Origin of the sequence: Mesorhizobium sp. WSM4887 (assembly GCF_029625865.1) — a bacterium.
GTDB lineage: Bacteria > Pseudomonadota > Alphaproteobacteria > Rhizobiales > Rhizobiaceae > Mesorhizobium.
In genome coordinates this window covers 143,745-160,318 of record NZ_JARTVP010000005.1, presented here as the reverse complement: position 1 = coordinate 160,318, position 16,574 = coordinate 143,745, and the positions used below count along the sequence as shown (strand labels likewise).

The 16,574-nt window shown below is 64.9% G+C and carries 13 protein-coding genes; 10 read left to right on the top strand and 3 right to left on the bottom strand.

Going from position 1 to position 16,574, the window contains the following annotated elements; genetic code table 11:
- Nucleotides 1-2: 2 nt before the first annotated feature.
- Complete coding sequence (locus P9230_RS20220; protein WP_278120621.1) at nucleotides 3-1,823, bottom strand: pilus assembly protein TadG-related protein; 1,821 nt, start codon at nucleotides 1,821-1,823, stop codon at nucleotides 3-5.
- Nucleotides 1,820-2,266 carry a TadE/TadG family type IV pilus assembly protein gene (locus P9230_RS20215; protein WP_082980554.1) on the bottom strand — a complete coding sequence of 149 codons (447 nt, stop codon included), beginning with the start codon at nucleotides 2,264-2,266 and terminating at the stop codon, nucleotides 1,820-1,822. Before P9230_RS20215 ends, P9230_RS20220 begins: the two co-directional genes overlap by 4 nt.
- 290 nt (nucleotides 2,267-2,556) lie before the next feature.
- On the opposite strand from P9230_RS20215, the gene P9230_RS20210 reads away from it, so the two are divergent.
- The 4 genes from P9230_RS20210 to P9230_RS20195 all read left to right on the top strand — a co-directional run bounded on the left by P9230_RS20210 (nucleotide 2,557) and on the right by P9230_RS20195 (nucleotide 7,998).
- Entirely contained in the window at nucleotides 2,557-4,149 is a 1,593-nt protein-coding gene (locus P9230_RS20210; RefSeq protein WP_067327928.1) for a peptide ABC transporter substrate-binding protein, read from the top strand.
- A 174-nt stretch (nucleotides 4,150-4,323) separates the two neighbouring features.
- The gene (locus tag P9230_RS20205) at nucleotides 4,324-5,247 is read left to right on the top strand and encodes an ABC transporter permease subunit (RefSeq protein WP_066997760.1); all 924 of its coding nucleotides are present in this window, start codon (nucleotides 4,324-4,326) and stop codon (nucleotides 5,245-5,247) included.
- The gene (locus P9230_RS20200; RefSeq protein ID WP_127214370.1) at nucleotides 5,240-6,364 is read left to right on the top strand and encodes an ABC transporter permease subunit; all 1,125 of its coding nucleotides are present in this window, start codon (nucleotides 5,240-5,242) and stop codon (nucleotides 6,362-6,364) included. The genes P9230_RS20205 and P9230_RS20200 overlap by 8 nt, the downstream gene beginning before the upstream one ends.
- Nucleotides 6,365-6,381: 17 nt before the next feature.
- A complete protein-coding gene (locus P9230_RS20195) occupies nucleotides 6,382-7,998 on the top strand; it encodes an ABC transporter ATP-binding protein (RefSeq protein WP_095800339.1) in 1,617 nt (538 codons plus the stop codon).
- Between the two features lie 27 nt (nucleotides 7,999-8,025).
- Here the strand turns inward: P9230_RS20195 and P9230_RS20190 are convergent, their stop codons facing one another.
- Complete coding sequence (locus P9230_RS20190) at nucleotides 8,026-8,349, bottom strand: hypothetical protein (RefSeq protein ID WP_278120620.1); 324 nt, start codon at nucleotides 8,347-8,349, stop codon at nucleotides 8,026-8,028.
- Between the two features lie 351 nt (nucleotides 8,350-8,700).
- Here P9230_RS20190 and P9230_RS20185 point away from each other — a divergent pair, with 351 nt between their 5' ends.
- The 6 genes from P9230_RS20185 to P9230_RS20160 all read left to right on the top strand — a co-directional run bounded on the left by P9230_RS20185 (nucleotide 8,701) and on the right by P9230_RS20160 (nucleotide 16,441).
- Entirely contained in the window at nucleotides 8,701-8,946 is a 246-nt protein-coding gene (locus tag P9230_RS20185) for an acyl carrier protein (protein WP_066997751.1), read from the top strand.
- A gap of 68 nt (nucleotides 8,947-9,014) precedes the next feature.
- Entirely contained in the window at nucleotides 9,015-10,154 is a 1,140-nt protein-coding gene (locus P9230_RS20180) for an acyl-CoA dehydrogenase family protein (RefSeq protein WP_095800338.1), read from the top strand.
- Nucleotide 10,155: 1 nt separating this feature from the next.
- Nucleotides 10,156-11,079: an amino acid--[acyl-carrier-protein] ligase gene (locus P9230_RS20175; RefSeq protein WP_278120619.1), complete on the top strand. Its 924-nt coding sequence runs from the start codon at nucleotides 10,156-10,158 to the stop codon at nucleotides 11,077-11,079.
- Between the two features lies 1 nt (nucleotide 11,080).
- Nucleotides 11,081-12,079, top strand: coding sequence for a DUF1839 family protein (locus P9230_RS20170; protein WP_127325801.1), 999 nt, complete (start codon nucleotides 11,081-11,083; stop codon nucleotides 12,077-12,079).
- A gap of 37 nt (nucleotides 12,080-12,116) precedes the next feature.
- Nucleotides 12,117-14,654 carry a glycoside hydrolase family 2 protein gene (locus tag P9230_RS20165; RefSeq protein ID WP_245466775.1) on the top strand — a complete coding sequence of 846 codons (2,538 nt, stop codon included), beginning with the start codon at nucleotides 12,117-12,119 and terminating at the stop codon, nucleotides 14,652-14,654.
- Nucleotides 14,651-16,441 carry an alpha/beta fold hydrolase gene (locus tag P9230_RS20160; RefSeq protein ID WP_278120618.1) on the top strand — a complete coding sequence of 597 codons (1,791 nt, stop codon included), beginning with the start codon at nucleotides 14,651-14,653 and terminating at the stop codon, nucleotides 16,439-16,441. The genes P9230_RS20165 and P9230_RS20160 overlap by 4 nt, the downstream gene beginning before the upstream one ends.
- Nucleotides 16,442-16,574: the final 133 nt, after the last annotated feature.

Genomic DNA, 16,574 nt, shown 5'->3' with positions numbered 1-16,574 from the left:
CGCTACTGCACCAGCACCGAGCGTCCGCAAGTCGCGCCGGTGACCCGCACATCGGCCTCGCCGACATGCACGCCAAGCACCGCAAGCACATTGTAGACGAGGTTGTCGACCGGCGCGGTGACGCCGTTGAGCAGCGTCGTCACTGCCAGCTTCACCGTGCCGAGCAGGGTGGTCGCGTCGAGACCGAGGCCGAGCGCGTTGACCGTCAGCGACAGGTTGTTCACCAGCGAGGTGGTGAGCGACTGCGTCAGGTTCTTGGTCGACACTGTCTTGATCGCCTTGTTGGCGATCTCGGTGGCGCTGAAGGTCAGATTCGTCGGCGCCATGCTGGTGACCGAGAAGCCCGACGATCCCTTGATCTGCAGCAGATTGACGTTGACCAGCAGCATCTTGAGGCTGACGTCGGCGATGTCGGCGTCGCTGAAGGATTGCGGCTTGCCGAAATCCGCGAAGCCGCTGGCGTTGCTGTCGGCGAGATGGGCCGCGACGACGCCCGGCTGCGCGGCGATGGAGACCTTGATGCTGGAGGGCCCTGTCGGGCAGCTGATGTCGGTCAGCTTGGCTTCGGCATAGGCGACCTCGATATTGAGCGGCAGGTTGACGGCAAGCAGCTTGACGCCGCCGCCCAGATTAATGCCGGCTGTGCCATTTCCGGTGCCGTTGCCGAAGCCATTGCCGTTGTTCCCGTTTCCAATCCCGACGCTGGGATTGAGCTTGATGCGCGTCTGCGCCGTGCGCACCACCGTGCCCAATTCTCCCACCGCCAGCCATGGCAAGGATTGCATGGGTTCGCCGATGGCGACCTGGAGCGTCGTCGATGTCAGTCCCGGTATCGTCGCCCCGAGATCGACCGTAACCTGGTTCGTGCCGTTGGCGAGCGCCGCGGCTGCGCTCAGCATGCTCATGGCGCTGGCGCTGACCGAAAGCCCGGCGGGCTTCTGTCCGAGCCCCAGACTGCCCACCGAACCGAGGTCGACGAGATGGCTAAGCGGGATCTTGACCGAGTTGGTGGCGCTCGAGGCCATGGTCTGCAGCGCGAGCTTGGCGGTGCGGTCGAGCCCGGGCACGTTGGCCATCGCGGTGGTGATCTGGCCGACCGTTGCCTTCGAGCCGAGCACATCCGAATAGGTACCGCCGGTCAGACGCAGCTGCGTCGCCAGCGCATCGGTGAAGGAGAGCACGTCGACATCGGCCGAGATCAGCGAATTGTAGTCCATCACACTGAGCGAGAGGTTGCCGCCCAGAAGCGCGCCGAGCAGCGCGTTGAGGACGCCGCCATTGACGCTGGCGAGCCGCGATCCGACCGAGAATGCTGCTTCGGGCTGGGCGCTTGCGGTGGCTGTCGTGCCGATCACCGGCGGCGCCATCACCGAAGCGGCGAAATAGAGCGTGCCGAGCTTCTTCATCGACACCTGGACGGCATTGTAAGGCAGCTTGCCTGCCTCGAAGCGGCTGCCGGCCGCGATCGAACTGACCCCCGAATAGCGTCCGGGCACGACCTCGACGACCGCCTTGCTGGCGGTCGGCACGATGTTGGTGCCCTGCTGCTGCACGGCCACGGACGTGATTCCGTTGTCCTTCAACGTCGTCAGTACGGCTTGCTGGGCTTTGTTGATGTTGGCGGCGGCGGTGATCGCGGCGAGGTCGACGATCGACTGCGCGGCGCGGCGTTCGTTATAGAGCGAGCCCTCATCGATCGCGAACGCGGTCAGCGTCAGCGCCACTGGCGTGCAGAGCGCGGTCATAACCGCGAAATTGGCGCGCCGGTCGGCGATCAGCCGTCGCGCAGCATCCATCACTCCCCCCGCGGAGTAGCGCATCATATGCCTCCGACCCGGATCGTCGACTGGCGCTGGATCGTAGTCCCCGGCAACGGCAGCGTCCGGAACAGGCTCCAGATCGGCAGGTCGCGCGCGTCATAGCTGACTGAGACGATGAACTGGCTGCCGTCGACGGTACTGTCCTTGGCGTCGACCGTCAGCTTTTTCGGGTCGACAAAAGCATAGCCCGCGACGTCATGGCTGATGAAATCGGTGACCAGCGCCTGGCGCTCCGTCTGGTTGAGGCCGGCGATCGCCGTTCGCGCCGCGTCGGCGGCGATCTGCTGGACCGAATGGCTGGCGCCGAAATAGATTCCGTATGCAACCATTCCGAGCAATAGCAGGATGAAGATCGGCGCCAGCATGGCGAATTCGACCGCAGACGTGCCCGCGGCGTCAGCCCGGAAACGGAACCAAGGAGCAAGGAAATTTCGGTTCTTCAGCATGGGCCGGAGAATGCCAAAACCTGCTTGCAAAAACAGAAAACGGCTGGGACAACCGAAAGGTGCACACAGTTGAACGGGACGCCTAAGCTTTAGATATCGCTGTTTTAGCGAAACGCTGCTCACTCAACGTCAAGCAGCGGGCAGTTGAAATAAGATATTCCTCTGTCTAGTCTCCCGCCACCAGCCGCCGGAAGGGAACCGGGGCGCGCTCAAAAGGGACCCGTTGACGGTTCCGGGGCGTCAACACTCAAGGCGTGGTTGAGGGGCCGCGCCAACAAGGGAGAGACTTCATGCTCAAAAACCTGCTGAAGGCGACCGTGTTCGCCACCACGATGGCTTTGGCGACCGGTGCTTTCTACACGCCCGCCTTTGCCGAGACCGTCTACAATCGCGGATCCGCTGCCGAGGCGGAGACGGTCGATCCGCACAAGACGTCGACGGTCTACGAGGCCGATATTATACGCGACCTGTTCCAGGGCCTCGTCATGCATGACCCGAAGACGAACCTCATTCCGGGCGCCGCCGAAAGCTGGACGGTGTCCGACGACGGCACTGTCTACACCTTCAAGCTGCGCAAGGACGGCCTGTGGTCGGATGGCAGCCCGGTGACGGCGGACGACTTCGTCTACTCGTTCCATCGGCTGGAAGACCCGGCCACCGCTGCAGAATACGCCTCGATGCTCTATCCGGTGAAAGGCGCCGAGGACTTCAACACGAAGAAAGGCAAGGCTGAGGATATGGGCGTGAAGGCGATCGACGCCAACACCCTGCAAGTCACGCTGAAGGCGCCGACGCCCTACTTCCTGGAGATGCTGACCCACCAGGCGACCTATCCGGTCAACAAGGCTTCGATCGACAAGCTCGGCGCGGACTGGATCAAACCGGGCAAGCTGGTCTCCAACGGCGCCTATACCTTGGCGGAGTGGATTCCCAACGACCACATGAAACTGGTCAAGAACTCGAAGTTCTGGGACGCCGCGAGCGTCAAGCTCGACGTGGTCAACTACATCCCGACCGAGGATCGCTCGTCCGCGATGAAGCGCTTCGAGGCCGGCGAACTCGACAGCTATGGCGACCTGCCGACCGAACAGCTCGCCGATCTCAAAACCAAATTCGGTGACCAGATCCGTGTGGGGCCATATCTCGGCACCTATTATTATGCGGTCAAGACCGATAAGGCGCCTTGGGACAACGTCGAGCTGCGCAACGCCATCTCGATGGCGATCGATCGCGACTTCCTCGCCGAGAAGGTCTGGCAGAACTCGATGCTGCCCGGCTATTCGATGGTGCCTCCGGGCATCGAGGGCTACACGCCGGCACTGGCCAAATACGCCGACATGTCTCAGATCGACCGCGAGGATGCGGCCAAGAAAGTGCTGGAAAAGCTTGGCTATACACCCGAGCATCCGTTGAAGATGGAGATCCGCTACAACACCTCGGAGAACCACAAGAACACCGCGGTCGCCATCCAGGAACAGCTGAAGCCGCTCGGCATCGAGGTGACGCTGCTCAACACCGACACCAAGACCCACTATGGCTTCCTCGAGCAGAAGGGCAACTACGACGTCGCCCGCGCCGCCTGGATCGCCGACTACAAGGATCCGGAGACCTTCCTCGGCATCTCGCGCAAGGCGAGCGGCAACAACTACTCGAACTATAACAGCCCTGCCTATGAAGCCGCCATGGACAAGGCAGCCGCCGCCGGCGGCAAGCCTGAGGAGCGCATGAAGGACCTCGCCGCAGCGGAGCGCATCCTCGTCGACGATGTCGGCCAAATCCCGCTGCTCTACTACAGCTACCACGACATCGTTTCCTCCAAGCTGCATGGCTTCGAGGACAATGTGATGGACATTCATCCGTCTCGCTTCATCTCCAAGGACTGACAAGGAACCTTGGCCGTGCCGCCGCTCTCTTTTAGGGAGCGGCGGCCGCGGTCTGTCGTCGTGCCGGGCCGAAAGTCGCATTGGATTTTCGGCGATCGCGGTGCGAAGATCAGAGATGCCAGCGCGCCACGATCTCGTCTGGAGAGCCGTCGCCCTGGCTGAAGCGGGGCGCCGATGCTGCGTTATGTCTTCCGGCGGCTATTGACCGCCATCCCGACGCTGTTCGTCATCGTGACGGTGGCGTTCTTCCTGATCCGCGTCGCGCCAGGCGGCCCGTTCAACCAGGAGCGGGGCTTGAGCCCCGAAATCAGGGCCAATCTCGAAGCCCAGTTCGGCCTCGACGATCCGCTCTGGCTGCAATATCTCCACTATCTCGGCAATCTTTTGCGCGGCAGTTTCGGACCGAGCTACAACCTGCCGGATTTCACCGTCACCGAACTCTTCGCCAAGGGCCTGCCGATCTCGGTGCAGATCGGTACCTCGGCGCTGGTGCTGGCGCTGCTGCTCGGCTCGATCCTCGGCACGATCGCCGCGCTCAACCAGAATAAAATAGCCGACTATTCGGTGATCGCTCTAGCCACCGCCGGCAGCACCATCCCCACCTTCGTCACCGCGCCGGTGATCCAGCTCGTCTTCGGCCTTTCCTGGAAGCTGTTGCCGATCGGCGGCTGGGGCGACGGCGCCTTAATCAACAAGGTCGGGCCGGTGCTGACGCTCGCCCTGCCGCAGATCGCCATCGTCGCCCGCTTGATGCGCGGCTCGATGATCGAGAGCCTGCGCTCGCACCACATCCGCACCGCCCGCGCGCTCGGCCTCTCCGACTGGTCGGTGGTGGTCAAGCACGCGCTGCGCGGCGCCGTGCTGCCGATCGTCTCCTTCACCGGTCCGGCGGCGGCGGCGCTGCTCACCGGCTCGATCATCGTCGAGACCATCTTCTCCATTCCAGGCGTCGGCCGCTACTTCGTCGACGCCGCGCTCAACCGCGACTACACGCTGGTCATGGGAACCGTGGTGGTGATCGCGCTCTTCACCATCGTTTTCAACCTGATCGTCGATCTTCTCTATGCGGTCGTCGATCCGAGGGTGCGCTATGACTGAGCTTGCCGTAGCCGCTCCGGAGCCGATCGTCGGCCGCTCGCTCTGGGGCAATGCCTGGGCGCGGCTGAAGCGCAACCGCGCCGCCATGTTCAGCCTCTACTATCTGGCATTCATTGCCGTCATCAGCGTATTCGGCCCTATGGTCGTGCCGCATGAATACACGACCATCTACGGCGACTATGTGCGCACGCCGCCGAGCCTGTTGGCCTATCCGAAACCCGACATGATCCAGGGCGCGCTGAGCGACGCGATCAAACGCATGCGCGTCGACATCAAGGAGTGGCACCAGGACGGCAGCCGCGTCGTCGTCACCGTCACCTCCAAGAAGCCGATCGACGACCGCAATATCCGCTATCTCGACCGCTCCGACGCCTTCGACGACACGAAGATCGAGAGCAAGTCGCCCGATGGGCTCGAAATGACCATGAGCTCGGCCGTCAAGCAGCAATATTTCTTCTTCGGCACCGACAACACCGGGCGCGATCTCTTGTCTCGCACGCTGATGGCCGGGCGCATTTCGCTCGCGATCGGCCTGCTTGCCGGTGTCGTCGCCGGCGTCATCGGCGTGATCTACGGCGCGACGGCCGGCTTTGCCGGCGGCAGGGTCGACGAGGTGATGATGCGCATCGTCGACGTGCTTTACTCGCTGCCCTTCATCTTCTTCGTCATCATGCTTGTGGTGTTCTTCGGCCGCAACTTCGTGCTGATGTTCCTGGCGGTGGGGGCGGTGCTGTGGCTCGACATGGCGCGGATCGTGCGCGGCCAGGCGCTGTCGATCCGCAGGCAAGAATACGTTCAGGCGGCGGAAGCGATGGGCGTCGGCCAGCGCGGCATCCTCGTGCGCCACGTCATCCCCAACCTGCTCGGGCCGGTGGTGATCTACATGACGCTGCTGGTGCCGCAGGTCATCATCCTGGAAAGCTTCCTGTCCTTCCTCGGGCTTGGCGTGCAGGAGCCGATGACCAGTTGGGGCGTGCTGATTTCGGTCGGTGCCAAGAACATCGGCTATGCCAACTGGCTGCTGTTGTTCCCGGCCTTCTTCCTGGTTTCGACGCTGTTCGCGCTGAACTTTGTCGGCGACGGCCTGCGCGACGCGCTCGACCCCAAAGATCGATAAGGATGGGGATCGCCGACATGGCTTCCGAAACGATCCTCAGCGTCAAGGACCTGCGCGTCCGCTTCCAGACCCTCGACGGCACGGTCGAGGCGGTGAAGGGCATCAGCATAAAGGTCAATGCCGGCGAGACCGTCGCCGTCGTCGGCGAATCCGGATCCGGCAAGAGCCAGACGATGATGGCGGCGATGAGCCTGCTTTCCTCCAATGGCGAAGCGACCGGCCAGGTCGATTACCGCGGCCGCAACCTGCTGGAGATGACCAAGAGCGAGCTCAACAAGGTTCGCGGCCGCAAGATCAGCATGATCTTCCAGGAGCCGATGACCTCGCTCGATCCGCTCTACACCATCGGCAACCAGCTCATCGAGCCGATCCGCCGCCATCGCGGCCTGAGTGCCCAGGCCGCGCGTGAGGAGGCGCTGAAGCTGTTGAGACTGGTGCACATCCCCGATCCCGAGCGGCGGATGAAATCCTATCCGCACGAAATGTCGGGCGGCCAGCGCCAGCGCGTCATGATCGCTATGGCTTTGGCGAACGATCCCGACATCCTGATCGCCGACGAGCCGACGACGGCGCTCGACGTCACCATTCAGGCGCAGATCCTGATGCTGCTTGCCGAACTGCAGCGCAAGCTCGGCATGGCGATCGTCTTCATCACCCATGATCTCGGCATCGTCCGCCGTTTCGCCGACCGCGTCTATGTCATGCGCCAGGGCGAGGTGGTGGAAGAGGGCGAGGCGGAAGCGCTTTTCGCCAATCCGCAGCACGCCTACACCAAGATGCTGCTCGCCGCCGAGCCGACCGGCACCAAGGCGGCCGCGCCCGCCAATTCGCCCGTGCTGCTCGAAGGCCGCAACGTCGAGGTCGTCTTCAAGATCGGCGGTGGTTTTCTCGGCGGCGAGCCGCTGATGTTGCGGGCCGTCGACAAGATATCGATCCGGCTGAAGCGCAACCAGACGATCGGCATCGTCGGCGAGTCCGGCTCCGGCAAATCGACGCTCGGCCGCGCGCTGCTGCGGCTGCTCCCCAGCGACGGCGTCATCCGCTTTGGCGACCGCGACATCTCAGAGGCCGACCGCCACGCGATGCGGCCGCTGCGGCGCGAATTGCAGCTCGTCTTCCAGGATCCGTTTGGCTCGCTGTCGCCGCGCATGACGGTTGGCCAGGTCATCACCGAAGGGCTTTTGGTGCACGAGCCTTCGCTGACGGGCAAACAGCGCGACCAGCGTGCCGTCGAGGCGTTGCGCGAGGTCGGCCTCGACCCCAACGCGCGCAACCGCTACCCGCATGAGTTCTCCGGCGGCCAGCGCCAGCGCATCGCCATTGCCCGCGCTATGATCCTGAAGCCGAAAGTGGTGGTGCTTGATGAGCCGACCTCGGCGCTCGACCGCTCGGTGCAGAAGCAGATCGTCGAGCTATTGCGCAAGCTGCAGTCGGACCACGGACTGTCCTACCTCTTCATCAGCCACGACCTCGCAGTGGTGCGCGCCATGGCCGACTACATCATCGTCATGAAGCAGGGAAAGATCGTCGAGGAAGGGCCGGCCGAGGAGATCTTCGGCAATCCGCGGGAAGCCTACACGCAGACACTGATGAAGGCGGCGATCGATACGACCAGGTTCCGCATCAGCGCTTGAGATTTCCGCTGCTCGGCGACGCCCTGGTCACTGCGAGGACGGGCAGCGGCTCTTCCTGGCCGCGATGATCGCCTGCTGCTGTTGCTGCAGCCGCTCGATCCTGGCGGTATCGCGATTGGCCACGACCGTCTTTACGCGCTCGCCGCCGAGCAGCCAAGTCGGCACGCTGGTATTGGCGATCTTGCCGCGGCTGATCGCCGTCCGCGAAATATCGGTGGCGGTGTCGCCGAGCGCGCTGTTGAGCTCGGCGCAGCTCATCCCGTCGTATTTCGCCGGATTGATCGACGCAACACTCGACGAGCAGCCTGCGATCAAGGTCAACGGCAAGAGAGCCCGCAGCGTGAACTTCATACTCTTACCCCGGTCTCGCCGTTCCAAAAATCGTCCAGCAGCTCTCGAATGGGATAGCGGCAACCATTAGGCCAAAGTGAGGGCCTATTGTCGACAATTTATCTGATCGATTGATTGACGGCAGGCTTTTGCCAGGTCGCGGCGGCGGCGGAGGGGCCGTGGCGTGATATCGATGCGGACACGCAGCCACAAAAAATCCCGGACAGAGGTCCCTCCGAATCGAGAGCCGTAAAATTGTATTGCGGTCCGTTACCGATCCTTAGGCATGGTTGAAACTGCTCTGCGGCGTTAACGCCACGGTTGCGCTGCGTCTGCGATATTGCCGGCTGCACAACGCAAGGTGGGGCCTCCATGATTGACCAGATACGCTCGCTGCTCGAGCAGCATCCGATGATTCCGCTGAATTTCGGCGCGCTCGCCGACGACGCCAATCTCTATGACGCGGGGCTGACCTCCTTCGCCTCAGTGCAGATGATGCTGGCGCTCGAAGAGGAGTTCGACATCGAATTCCCCGAGACGATGCTGACGCGGCGCACCTTCTCTTCGCTGGCCAGCATCGCGGATGCGGTTTCGCAGTTGACGCGCAAGGCGGCGTAGCCATGAACGTGTTGAGAAAGATAGAGGCGGCCTCGCTCACGGAGGCGCCCGTAGCCGCGACCGAGCGCATGCGCCGCGTCGCCGAGATCGCCGCCGGCCATGCCGACCCCGTCGACAAGGAGGGGCGTTTCCCGGCGGAGACGATCGAGGCGCTGAAGCGCGAGCGCCTGCTCGGCGTGGCGATCCCGATCGAGCATGGCGGCGAGGGGCTCGGCACGATGCAGATCGCCGACCTCATCGTGCAGCTCGGCCAAGCCTGCGGCTCGAGCGCGATGATCTATGCCATGCATCAGATCAAGACGTCGAGCTTTGTCACTCACGGAGGCGCCAGCGATTGGCACCGCGCTTATATGCGGCGCATCGCCGACGAGCAGCTTCTGATGGCTTCGGCGACTACGGAGGCCGGCATCGGCGGCAATTTGCGCAACTCGATCTGTGCGGTCGAGGTCGCCGGCGGGCGCTTCGCGTTGACCAAGGAAGCCACTGTCATCTCCTATGGCAACTATGCCGACGCCATCCTCGCCACGGCGCGTCGCGCCCCCGATGCGGCCAGCTCCGATCAGGTGATGGTGGTGATCCCGGCCGACGGCAACCGCACGCTTGAGCGCACGTCGGTGTGGGACACGCTCGGCATGCGCGGCACCTGCTCCGACGGCTTTCATCTGGTCGCCACGGGTGACGCGGCGCAGATATTCCCGAAGCCGTTCTCCGAGATCGCGGCGCAGTCGATGCTGGCCAGCTCGCACATCTTCTGGGCGGCGACCTGGTTCGGCATCACCGCCGACGCCTTCAATCGGGCGCAGGCCTTCGTCAAGGCGGCGGCGCGCAAGCAGCCCGACTCCATGCCGCCGGGCGCGCTGAGGCTTGCCGAAGCGGCCGCCCTTTTGCAGGAGATGAAAGGCCACCTTGCGGCCGCCATCCACCGCTTCGAAGCGGCCGCGGGCGACGACGACGCGCTGTCTTCGATCGGCTTCGCCGCCGAGATCAACGCGCTGAAGGTCGCGGCCAGCGAGAAGGCCGGCGCCGTGGTGCGTCTCGCCATGCTGGTCAACGGCATTCTTGGCTACAAGAACGGTACCCCGTTCAGCGTCGGCCGGCACCTGCGCGACGTGACCTCGGCGCCGGTGATGATCTCCAACGACCGCATCCTTTCCAATACCGCGACGCTCATGCTGATGAGCCGCTTCGACACCGGCCTGGGGAGCTGAGATGGACGCCAAGACATTCGACTCCAAGTCGCTGCTCGACAGCCTGTTCGAGAACGGCATCCTGTTCGAATCCGGCGTCGACGGCCTTTATGGCCGTTCGGGCGCGTTCGAGGACGTGATCGAGCAGTTCGAGCGTCTCGTCACCCGCCTCGGCGCGCCCGACGAGGCCACTCGCATCCATTTTCCGCCGGGCATGAGCCGCGCGACGCTGGAGAAGAGCGGCTACATGAAAAACTTTCCGCAGCTTGCCGGCTGCGTGCATTCCTTCATGGGCGGCGAGCGGGAGCATGCGCAGCTGCTCGGCATGATGGCTGACGGCGGAGACTGGACGGAGCTGCAGAAGGCGACGGACCTCGCGCTGACACCCGCCGCCTGCTATCCGCTCTATCCCACAATAGCTGCGCGCGGCCCGGTGCCGGCGCAGGGCCTTCTTTTCGAACTCTCCTCCTACTGCTTCCGCCACGAGCCGTCGAAGGACCCGGCGCGCATGCAGCTCTTCCGCATGCGCGAGTTCGTCAAGATCGGTACGGCCGAGCAGGTGCGCTCGTTCCGCGAAAGCTGGCTGAAGCGCGGCAGGGCCATGATCGAGTCGCTCGACCTGCCCTGCGAGGTCGATCTTGCCAACGATCCGTTCTTCGGCCGCGGCGGCAGGATGATGGCCAACAACCAGCGCGATCAGGGCCTGAAATTCGAGCTGCTGATTCCGGTGACCAGCATCGAGAAGCCGACCGCCTGCTTGAGCTTCAATTGTCACCAGGACCATTTTGGCCAGACCTGGGGCCTGAAGTTCGCCGACGGGGAGTTCTGCCATTCGGCCTGCGTCGGCTTCGGGCTGGAGCGCGTGGCGCTGGCGCTGTTCCGCCACCATGGGCCGGACACGGAAGCCTGGCCGGCGGCGGTCCGCGACGTGCTCTGGAGCGTGTGAGATGCTGAGGGCTATCGCCGGCCTCGATCCGGCCACCTACCGGCCGCACTGGCTGCACGATCCGCAAAGGCGGTGGCCGCAGACCAACTGCTATGTCGACCTTCTGATCGAGGTTCTGCACGCGACCGGGCACGATCCGGTCGCGGCGCTCGGTTTCACCGCGGCGCAGGATTTCGAAGGTGATCAGTTCACGTTCTTCAAGTTCCCGACCGCCGACCTGCAGAGGCTGGCGGGGCTGGACATCCAAGAGCTGGCGGTCTTCGACCGGCTGGAGACGCATGTGCTGACGCAAGTCGAGCTCGGCCGGCTGCCGCTGGTCGAGGTCGATGCCTTCTACCTGCCCGACACCAAAGGCCTCACCTACCGCAGCGGCCACTCCAAGACCACAGTCGGCATCAATGCGCTCGATCCCGAGTCGCGGCAGATGCGCTACTTCCACAATGACGGCTACTTCGCGCTCGAGGGCCAAGACTATGACGGCATCTTCGGCCAATGGGATGGTGTGTCGGCGGGCGACCTGCCGCTGTTTCCTTACGCGGAATTCGTGAAGCTCGACGCCACGCGCCCGGCCCGCGACGCGGTCGGGACCGCGGCGGCGCTGCTCGCGCATCACCTGAAGCGGCGGCCGAAGCGCAATCCGCTCGCCGCCTATGCGGCCGCGTTCGGCCGCCACGCTGAAAGGCTGGCGACGAAGTCGCCTGCCTATTTCCACACCTATGCCTTCAACACGCTGCGGCAGGTCGGCGCGAATTTCGAACTTCTTGGCAGTCATCTCGAATGGCTGGGGCAGCACGGCGAAACCTGCCTGGCAGAGGCGGTGCAAGCCGCCGGCAGCATTGCCGAGGGCGCCAAGGTCATGCAGTTCAAGCTCGCCCGCGCGATGGCGCGGCAGCGCTTCGACGGCTTGACCGAAGCAATCGCGCCGATGGCGCAGGCCTACGAAACGGTGATGAACGTGCTGGACGCCCGCATGGCCGGTGTCGCCTCCAAGGCGGCCTAGCGGGCCGGCCGACGCGCATTTGATGATGGGTGGGGGAATGGACGCCACGGTGTCGATCGCCGGCACTGCCGGATTGCTGGATCGGGGGTGGCGGATGGCCATCTCGGCGGCAGGTGCCTGGGCTTCGCCGAATGACATAGACGCAAATGCCGAATGGCTGGACGCGGCCTGTCCCGGCACGGCGGCCGCCACGCTGGAAAAGCATGGCCGCTGGGACCGCAAGCAGCCAACCCGGCTGCACGACCGCGATGTCTGGTACAGCCGCAGGCTCGACGCGACCGGTCCGGTGCGGCTGGTGTTCGAGGGGCTGGCGACTGTCGCCGAGGTCTGGCTTGACGATCGGCTGTTGTTCACCTCGACCTCGATGTTCGAGCGCCATGAGGCTGCGGTAAGCCTTTCAGGGGGCGAGCAACTCGCCATCGTCTTTCGCAGTCTCGACCGCCATCTGGAAACGGCGATCGGTCCGCGCGCCCGCTGGCGCCCTCGCATGATCGACGATCAGCGGCTGCGGCTGGTGCGCACGACCCTGATCGGCCATATGCCGGGCTGGTGCCCGAGCTTCGATGTCGTCGGGCCGTGGCGTCCCGTCAAGCTGATCCACGAAAATGGCGGGCAGCGCATCCTCGATGCCGACATGCGCGCCAGGCTCGACGGCACGACCGGGCATCTTGCCGTTGCGATAACCCTCGCCGAACCCTTCGACAATGCGCAAACGGCGCATGTCAGCTGTGCCGGAGTGCGCGCGCCCCTCAAGTTCGAGACACCCACCCGGCTGACGGCGGAATTGGCCATTGCCGATGTTGCCCCATGGTGGCCGAACAGACATGGCGAGCCGGCGCTGCACGAAGTGATGGCGACGCTGGGCACGGTGCGCAGCCGGCTGGGCCGGGTCGGATTCCGCCGCATTGAGATCGATCGCGGTGCCGACGGAGGCGATTTTCGCCTGGTCGTCAACGGCGTGCCGGTGTTCTGCCGCGGCGCGGTCTGGACGCCCTCCGATCCCGTGCGACTGCCCTGCGAGCGAGCCGAAATCGAGCCCGACCTCGATCTCGCGCGCCAAGCCGGCGTCAACATGCTGCGGGTCGGCGGCACCTTCGCCTATGAAAGCGATGCCTTCCACGAGCTGTGCGATGAGATGGGCATTCTGGTCTGGCAGGACCTCATGCTCGCCAATTTCGACTATCCGGCGAAGAACGAGGCTTGGCGGGCGGCGCTGTCGCGCGAGGTGGAGAACCTGTTGGGGCGGCTTCGGCATTCGCCGTCGCTGGCGGTGCTGTGTGGCGGCAGCGAGGTGGCGCAGCAGGCCGCGATGCTCGGCATGCCGGTGGCGATGGATCCGACACCCTGGTTCGACGATGTCGTGCGTCCGGCCGCGCAGGCGATCCTGCCCGATCTGGCGCTCGTGTCCTCCTCGCCCTCCGGCGGCAGCCTGCCCTTCGCCGCGGATGGCGGCCCGACGCACTACTATGGCGTCGGCGCCTATTGCCGGCCGCTGGAGGACGCCCGCCGCGCGGAGGTGCGTTTCGCCAGCGAATGCCTCGCCTTCGCCAACGTGCCGGAACAGGCGACGCTCGATGAGCATCTGCCCGTTCCGCCCGGCCACGATCCGCGCTGGAAGGCCGGCGTGCCGCGCGATGCAGGTGCGTCGTGGGATTTCGAGGACGTGCGCGAGCATTATCTGGAGACGCTGTTCGGCGTCGACGCTCGCCGGCTGCGCATGGAGGATCCAGCGCGCTACCTCGACCTCTCGCGCGCTGTCATTGCCGAGGTGGTTGAGCGCACGATCGATGAATGGCGCAGACCGGCCTCCCCGACGGCGGGCGCGCTGGTGTTCTTCTGGAAGGATCTGCTCCCGGGAGCAGGGTGGGGCGTCGTCGATTCTGCCGGTCGGCCGAAATCGGTCTGGCATGCGCTGAGACGCGCCTTCGCGCCGCTCCGGCTGACGCTGAGCGATGAGGGCGTCAACGGGCTGAGCGTCCATCTCGTCAATGACACGGCAAGGGCAGTCGAGGCGACGCTATCGCTTGCCTGCCTGCGCGACGGCGTCACCCCGGTGGTGGCGGCGCGCCGGCCGGTCACTCTGCAGGCGCGCGGGACGCAGTCGCTTGCGGCATTCTCGCTGCTCGGCGCCTTCTTTGATCTGTCTTATGCCTATCGCTTCGGCCCAGCGGGGCACGAGGTAACCGTGGCAAGGCTGGAAGACCGCGACGGCGAGATCCTGGCCGAAGCCTTTCATGTGCTTCCCGGCGTCATGACCGCGCGACGCGATGTCGGCCTGTCGGCAGGGCTGATGCGCGGCAGAGACGGCTGGCGCCTGCGGCTCGCTTGCAAGCGCGCCGCCTATCACGTCGCCATCAAGGATGGGCTGTTCTTCCCGCGCGAGAACGGCTTCCACCTGATGCCGGGCGCGGTGAAGGAAATTGGCCTGGATGGGCCGGCCTCTGCCACTCCGGCCGGCGTCGTGACGGCGCTGAATGGCGATCGCGAGGTGGCCTACGATGCGCCGCAAGCCGACAATGTAGAGACCAGGGCGGAGATCATGCGTTCGTTGCGGCCTGCCGGGAGCGTGGCATGAAGGGGGTCGTCTTCGCCGACACGATCGGCTGGCTTCATGAAGGCAGGGGAACCGGGCGACGCGGCCGGGGTGTCGTGATCGCCGGGGCGCATGGCCACGAGGACCTGTGCAGCCGGCGTTTCCTGCGGCTTCTGGCTGACAAGGTGGCCGAAAACGGTCTGCCGGCGCTGCAATTCGACTATCCCGGCTGCGGCAATGCCGCCGGGGATCATTCAACGCCCGGTCAGGTGCAACGGTGGACGGCGAGCATAGGCGCGGCGATCGATCGGCTGAAGCAGGATTGCGGCGTGTCGGACGTCATTTTGGTCGGCTTCCGGCTTGGTGCCCTGCTGGCCCCGCTGGCGGCGGCCGGACGCGACGACGTGGCGGGTCTCGTGCTGCTCGCGCCGCCGTCCTCCGGCAAGGCCTATGTTCGCGAGGTCACAGCCATGTCGCGCATGATCGACGCGCCGCTGGCCAGCCGTTCGGCGGGCGAAGGGGTTTTCACCGAGGGGCGCGAGGCCGCCGGGTTCCGAATTTCGCATGAAACGCTGGCCGATCTCTCGGCGCTCGATTGGCGGCATGCCGCGGCTGGCCTTCCATCCCTGCCGATGCTGGTGCTTACAAACGGCAAGCCGCTGGCTGCCGAAGAGGTCGGCGGCGACACGGCGGGCGCTGCGGAGATCGCGACGGCCGAGTTCGATGGCTATCCTCTCTTGATGTGCGACCCGACCGCCAACCGGAATCCGGCCGCCGCTCTCGATCGCTGCGCCGCCTGGATCGCCGACCAGCCCGGCGAAGCGGCAGCGGGAAAGGCCATGCCGCGCGATGTGTCGCAGATCCTGGACGGTCCGCATTACACGGAAAGCCCGGTGCTGATCGGACCGGCGCCGATGATCTGCGGTGTGCTTTGCCGACCGCGCGAACGCCAGACCGAGGCCGAGCCGGTGATCTTCCTCAATGCCGGTGGCGTGCCGCATGTCGGCTGGGCGCGCGGCACGGTGGAAGCGGCGCGAGCCCTGGCGGCGGAAGGCGTAGCCTCGCTGCGCGTCGACCTGCCCGGACTTGGCCTCAGCGATCCGACCGAGGAAGGGCGCCTGTTCCTTTATGACCGGCGCACGCGCCATGATGTAAGTCGTGCGATCAACTGGATGGAGCGAGCCGGCTACCCCGGGGTCGGCCTGGTCGGCACCTGCGCCGGCGCGTTTCAGGCTTTTCACGCCGCGCGGGCCGATCGGCGGGTACGGATGCTGACCATGATCAACCCGCTCTGCTTCGCCTGGAACAGTTCCTACGCGCTGGAGATGGCGGTCTGGAAGACTTACGAGACCTCCAAGGCCGTGCTCGGGCAGAACGCTGGCGCCATGCAGGAGAGCCGCGAGCCGGCCGCCCCCGCATGGCGCGGGATCGTTTCGCGATGCGCCCGGCTGATCATCCGGCGCGGGCTGGAGGCGATCAAGTCCACATTGTCGATGCTGCATCCGGCCGCGCTGCTTGGACAGCGGCGGGTGGAACGCTGGATGCGCGACCTATGCGGCCGCGGCGTGCGGGTCCTCCTCGTAACCTCGGAAGGCGATCTGAGCCTCAAGGAGATCGCCCGCCATTTTGGCTCGGAGGAAGAGCGGCTCGATAGCATTCGCGGCGTGACCAGGGTCTCGCTGCCGAATGCCGACCACACGCTGACGCCGTATCACGCACGGCGCGCCGTGATCGCTCGCCTGATCGACCATGGCGGCATCAGGCGTGACGGTTATGCTCGTTCCGAGCCGGTGCGCGCGACGGCAAGCCCTTCCTTCCTGGCGCCGTAGGCGATCATCAGTTCGGCTTGAGCATTGATATGCGGCAAGCGCGTCGCGTCTTGAAGCATCACGCAGCGATACGGTTCTCTGCGCGAAGCCGAAAGGTTTGAATAATCAGGGAAACTAAAGACTTTCGGGAGAT

Coding starts and splice junctions, on each gene's coding strand:
- P9230_RS20190 (WP_278120620.1), bottom strand. CDS start 8,349: ATGAAGTTCACGCTGCGGGCTCTCTTGCCGTTGACCTTGATCGCAGGC.
- P9230_RS20160 (WP_278120618.1), top strand. CDS start 14,651: ATGAAGGGGGTCGTCTTCGCCGACACGATCGGCTGGCTTCATGAAGGC.
- P9230_RS20210 (WP_067327928.1), top strand. CDS start 2,557: ATGCTCAAAAACCTGCTGAAGGCGACCGTGTTCGCCACCACGATGGCT.
- P9230_RS20215 (WP_082980554.1), bottom strand. CDS start 2,266: ATGCTGAAGAACCGAAATTTCCTTGCTCCTTGGTTCCGTTTCCGGGCT.
- P9230_RS20220 (WP_278120621.1), bottom strand. CDS start 1,823: ATGATGCGCTACTCCGCGGGGGGAGTGATGGATGCTGCGCGACGGCTG.
- P9230_RS20195 (WP_095800339.1), top strand. CDS start 6,382: ATGGCTTCCGAAACGATCCTCAGCGTCAAGGACCTGCGCGTCCGCTTC.
- P9230_RS20165 (WP_245466775.1), top strand. CDS start 12,117: ATGGACGCCACGGTGTCGATCGCCGGCACTGCCGGATTGCTGGATCGG.
- P9230_RS20200 (WP_127214370.1), top strand. CDS start 5,240: ATGACTGAGCTTGCCGTAGCCGCTCCGGAGCCGATCGTCGGCCGCTCG.
- P9230_RS20180 (WP_095800338.1), top strand. CDS start 9,015: ATGCGCCGCGTCGCCGAGATCGCCGCCGGCCATGCCGACCCCGTCGAC.
- P9230_RS20185 (WP_066997751.1), top strand. CDS start 8,701: ATGATTGACCAGATACGCTCGCTGCTCGAGCAGCATCCGATGATTCCG.
- P9230_RS20205 (WP_066997760.1), top strand. CDS start 4,324: ATGCTGCGTTATGTCTTCCGGCGGCTATTGACCGCCATCCCGACGCTG.
- P9230_RS20170 (WP_127325801.1), top strand. CDS start 11,081: ATGCTGAGGGCTATCGCCGGCCTCGATCCGGCCACCTACCGGCCGCAC.
- P9230_RS20175 (WP_278120619.1), top strand. CDS start 10,156: ATGGACGCCAAGACATTCGACTCCAAGTCGCTGCTCGACAGCCTGTTC.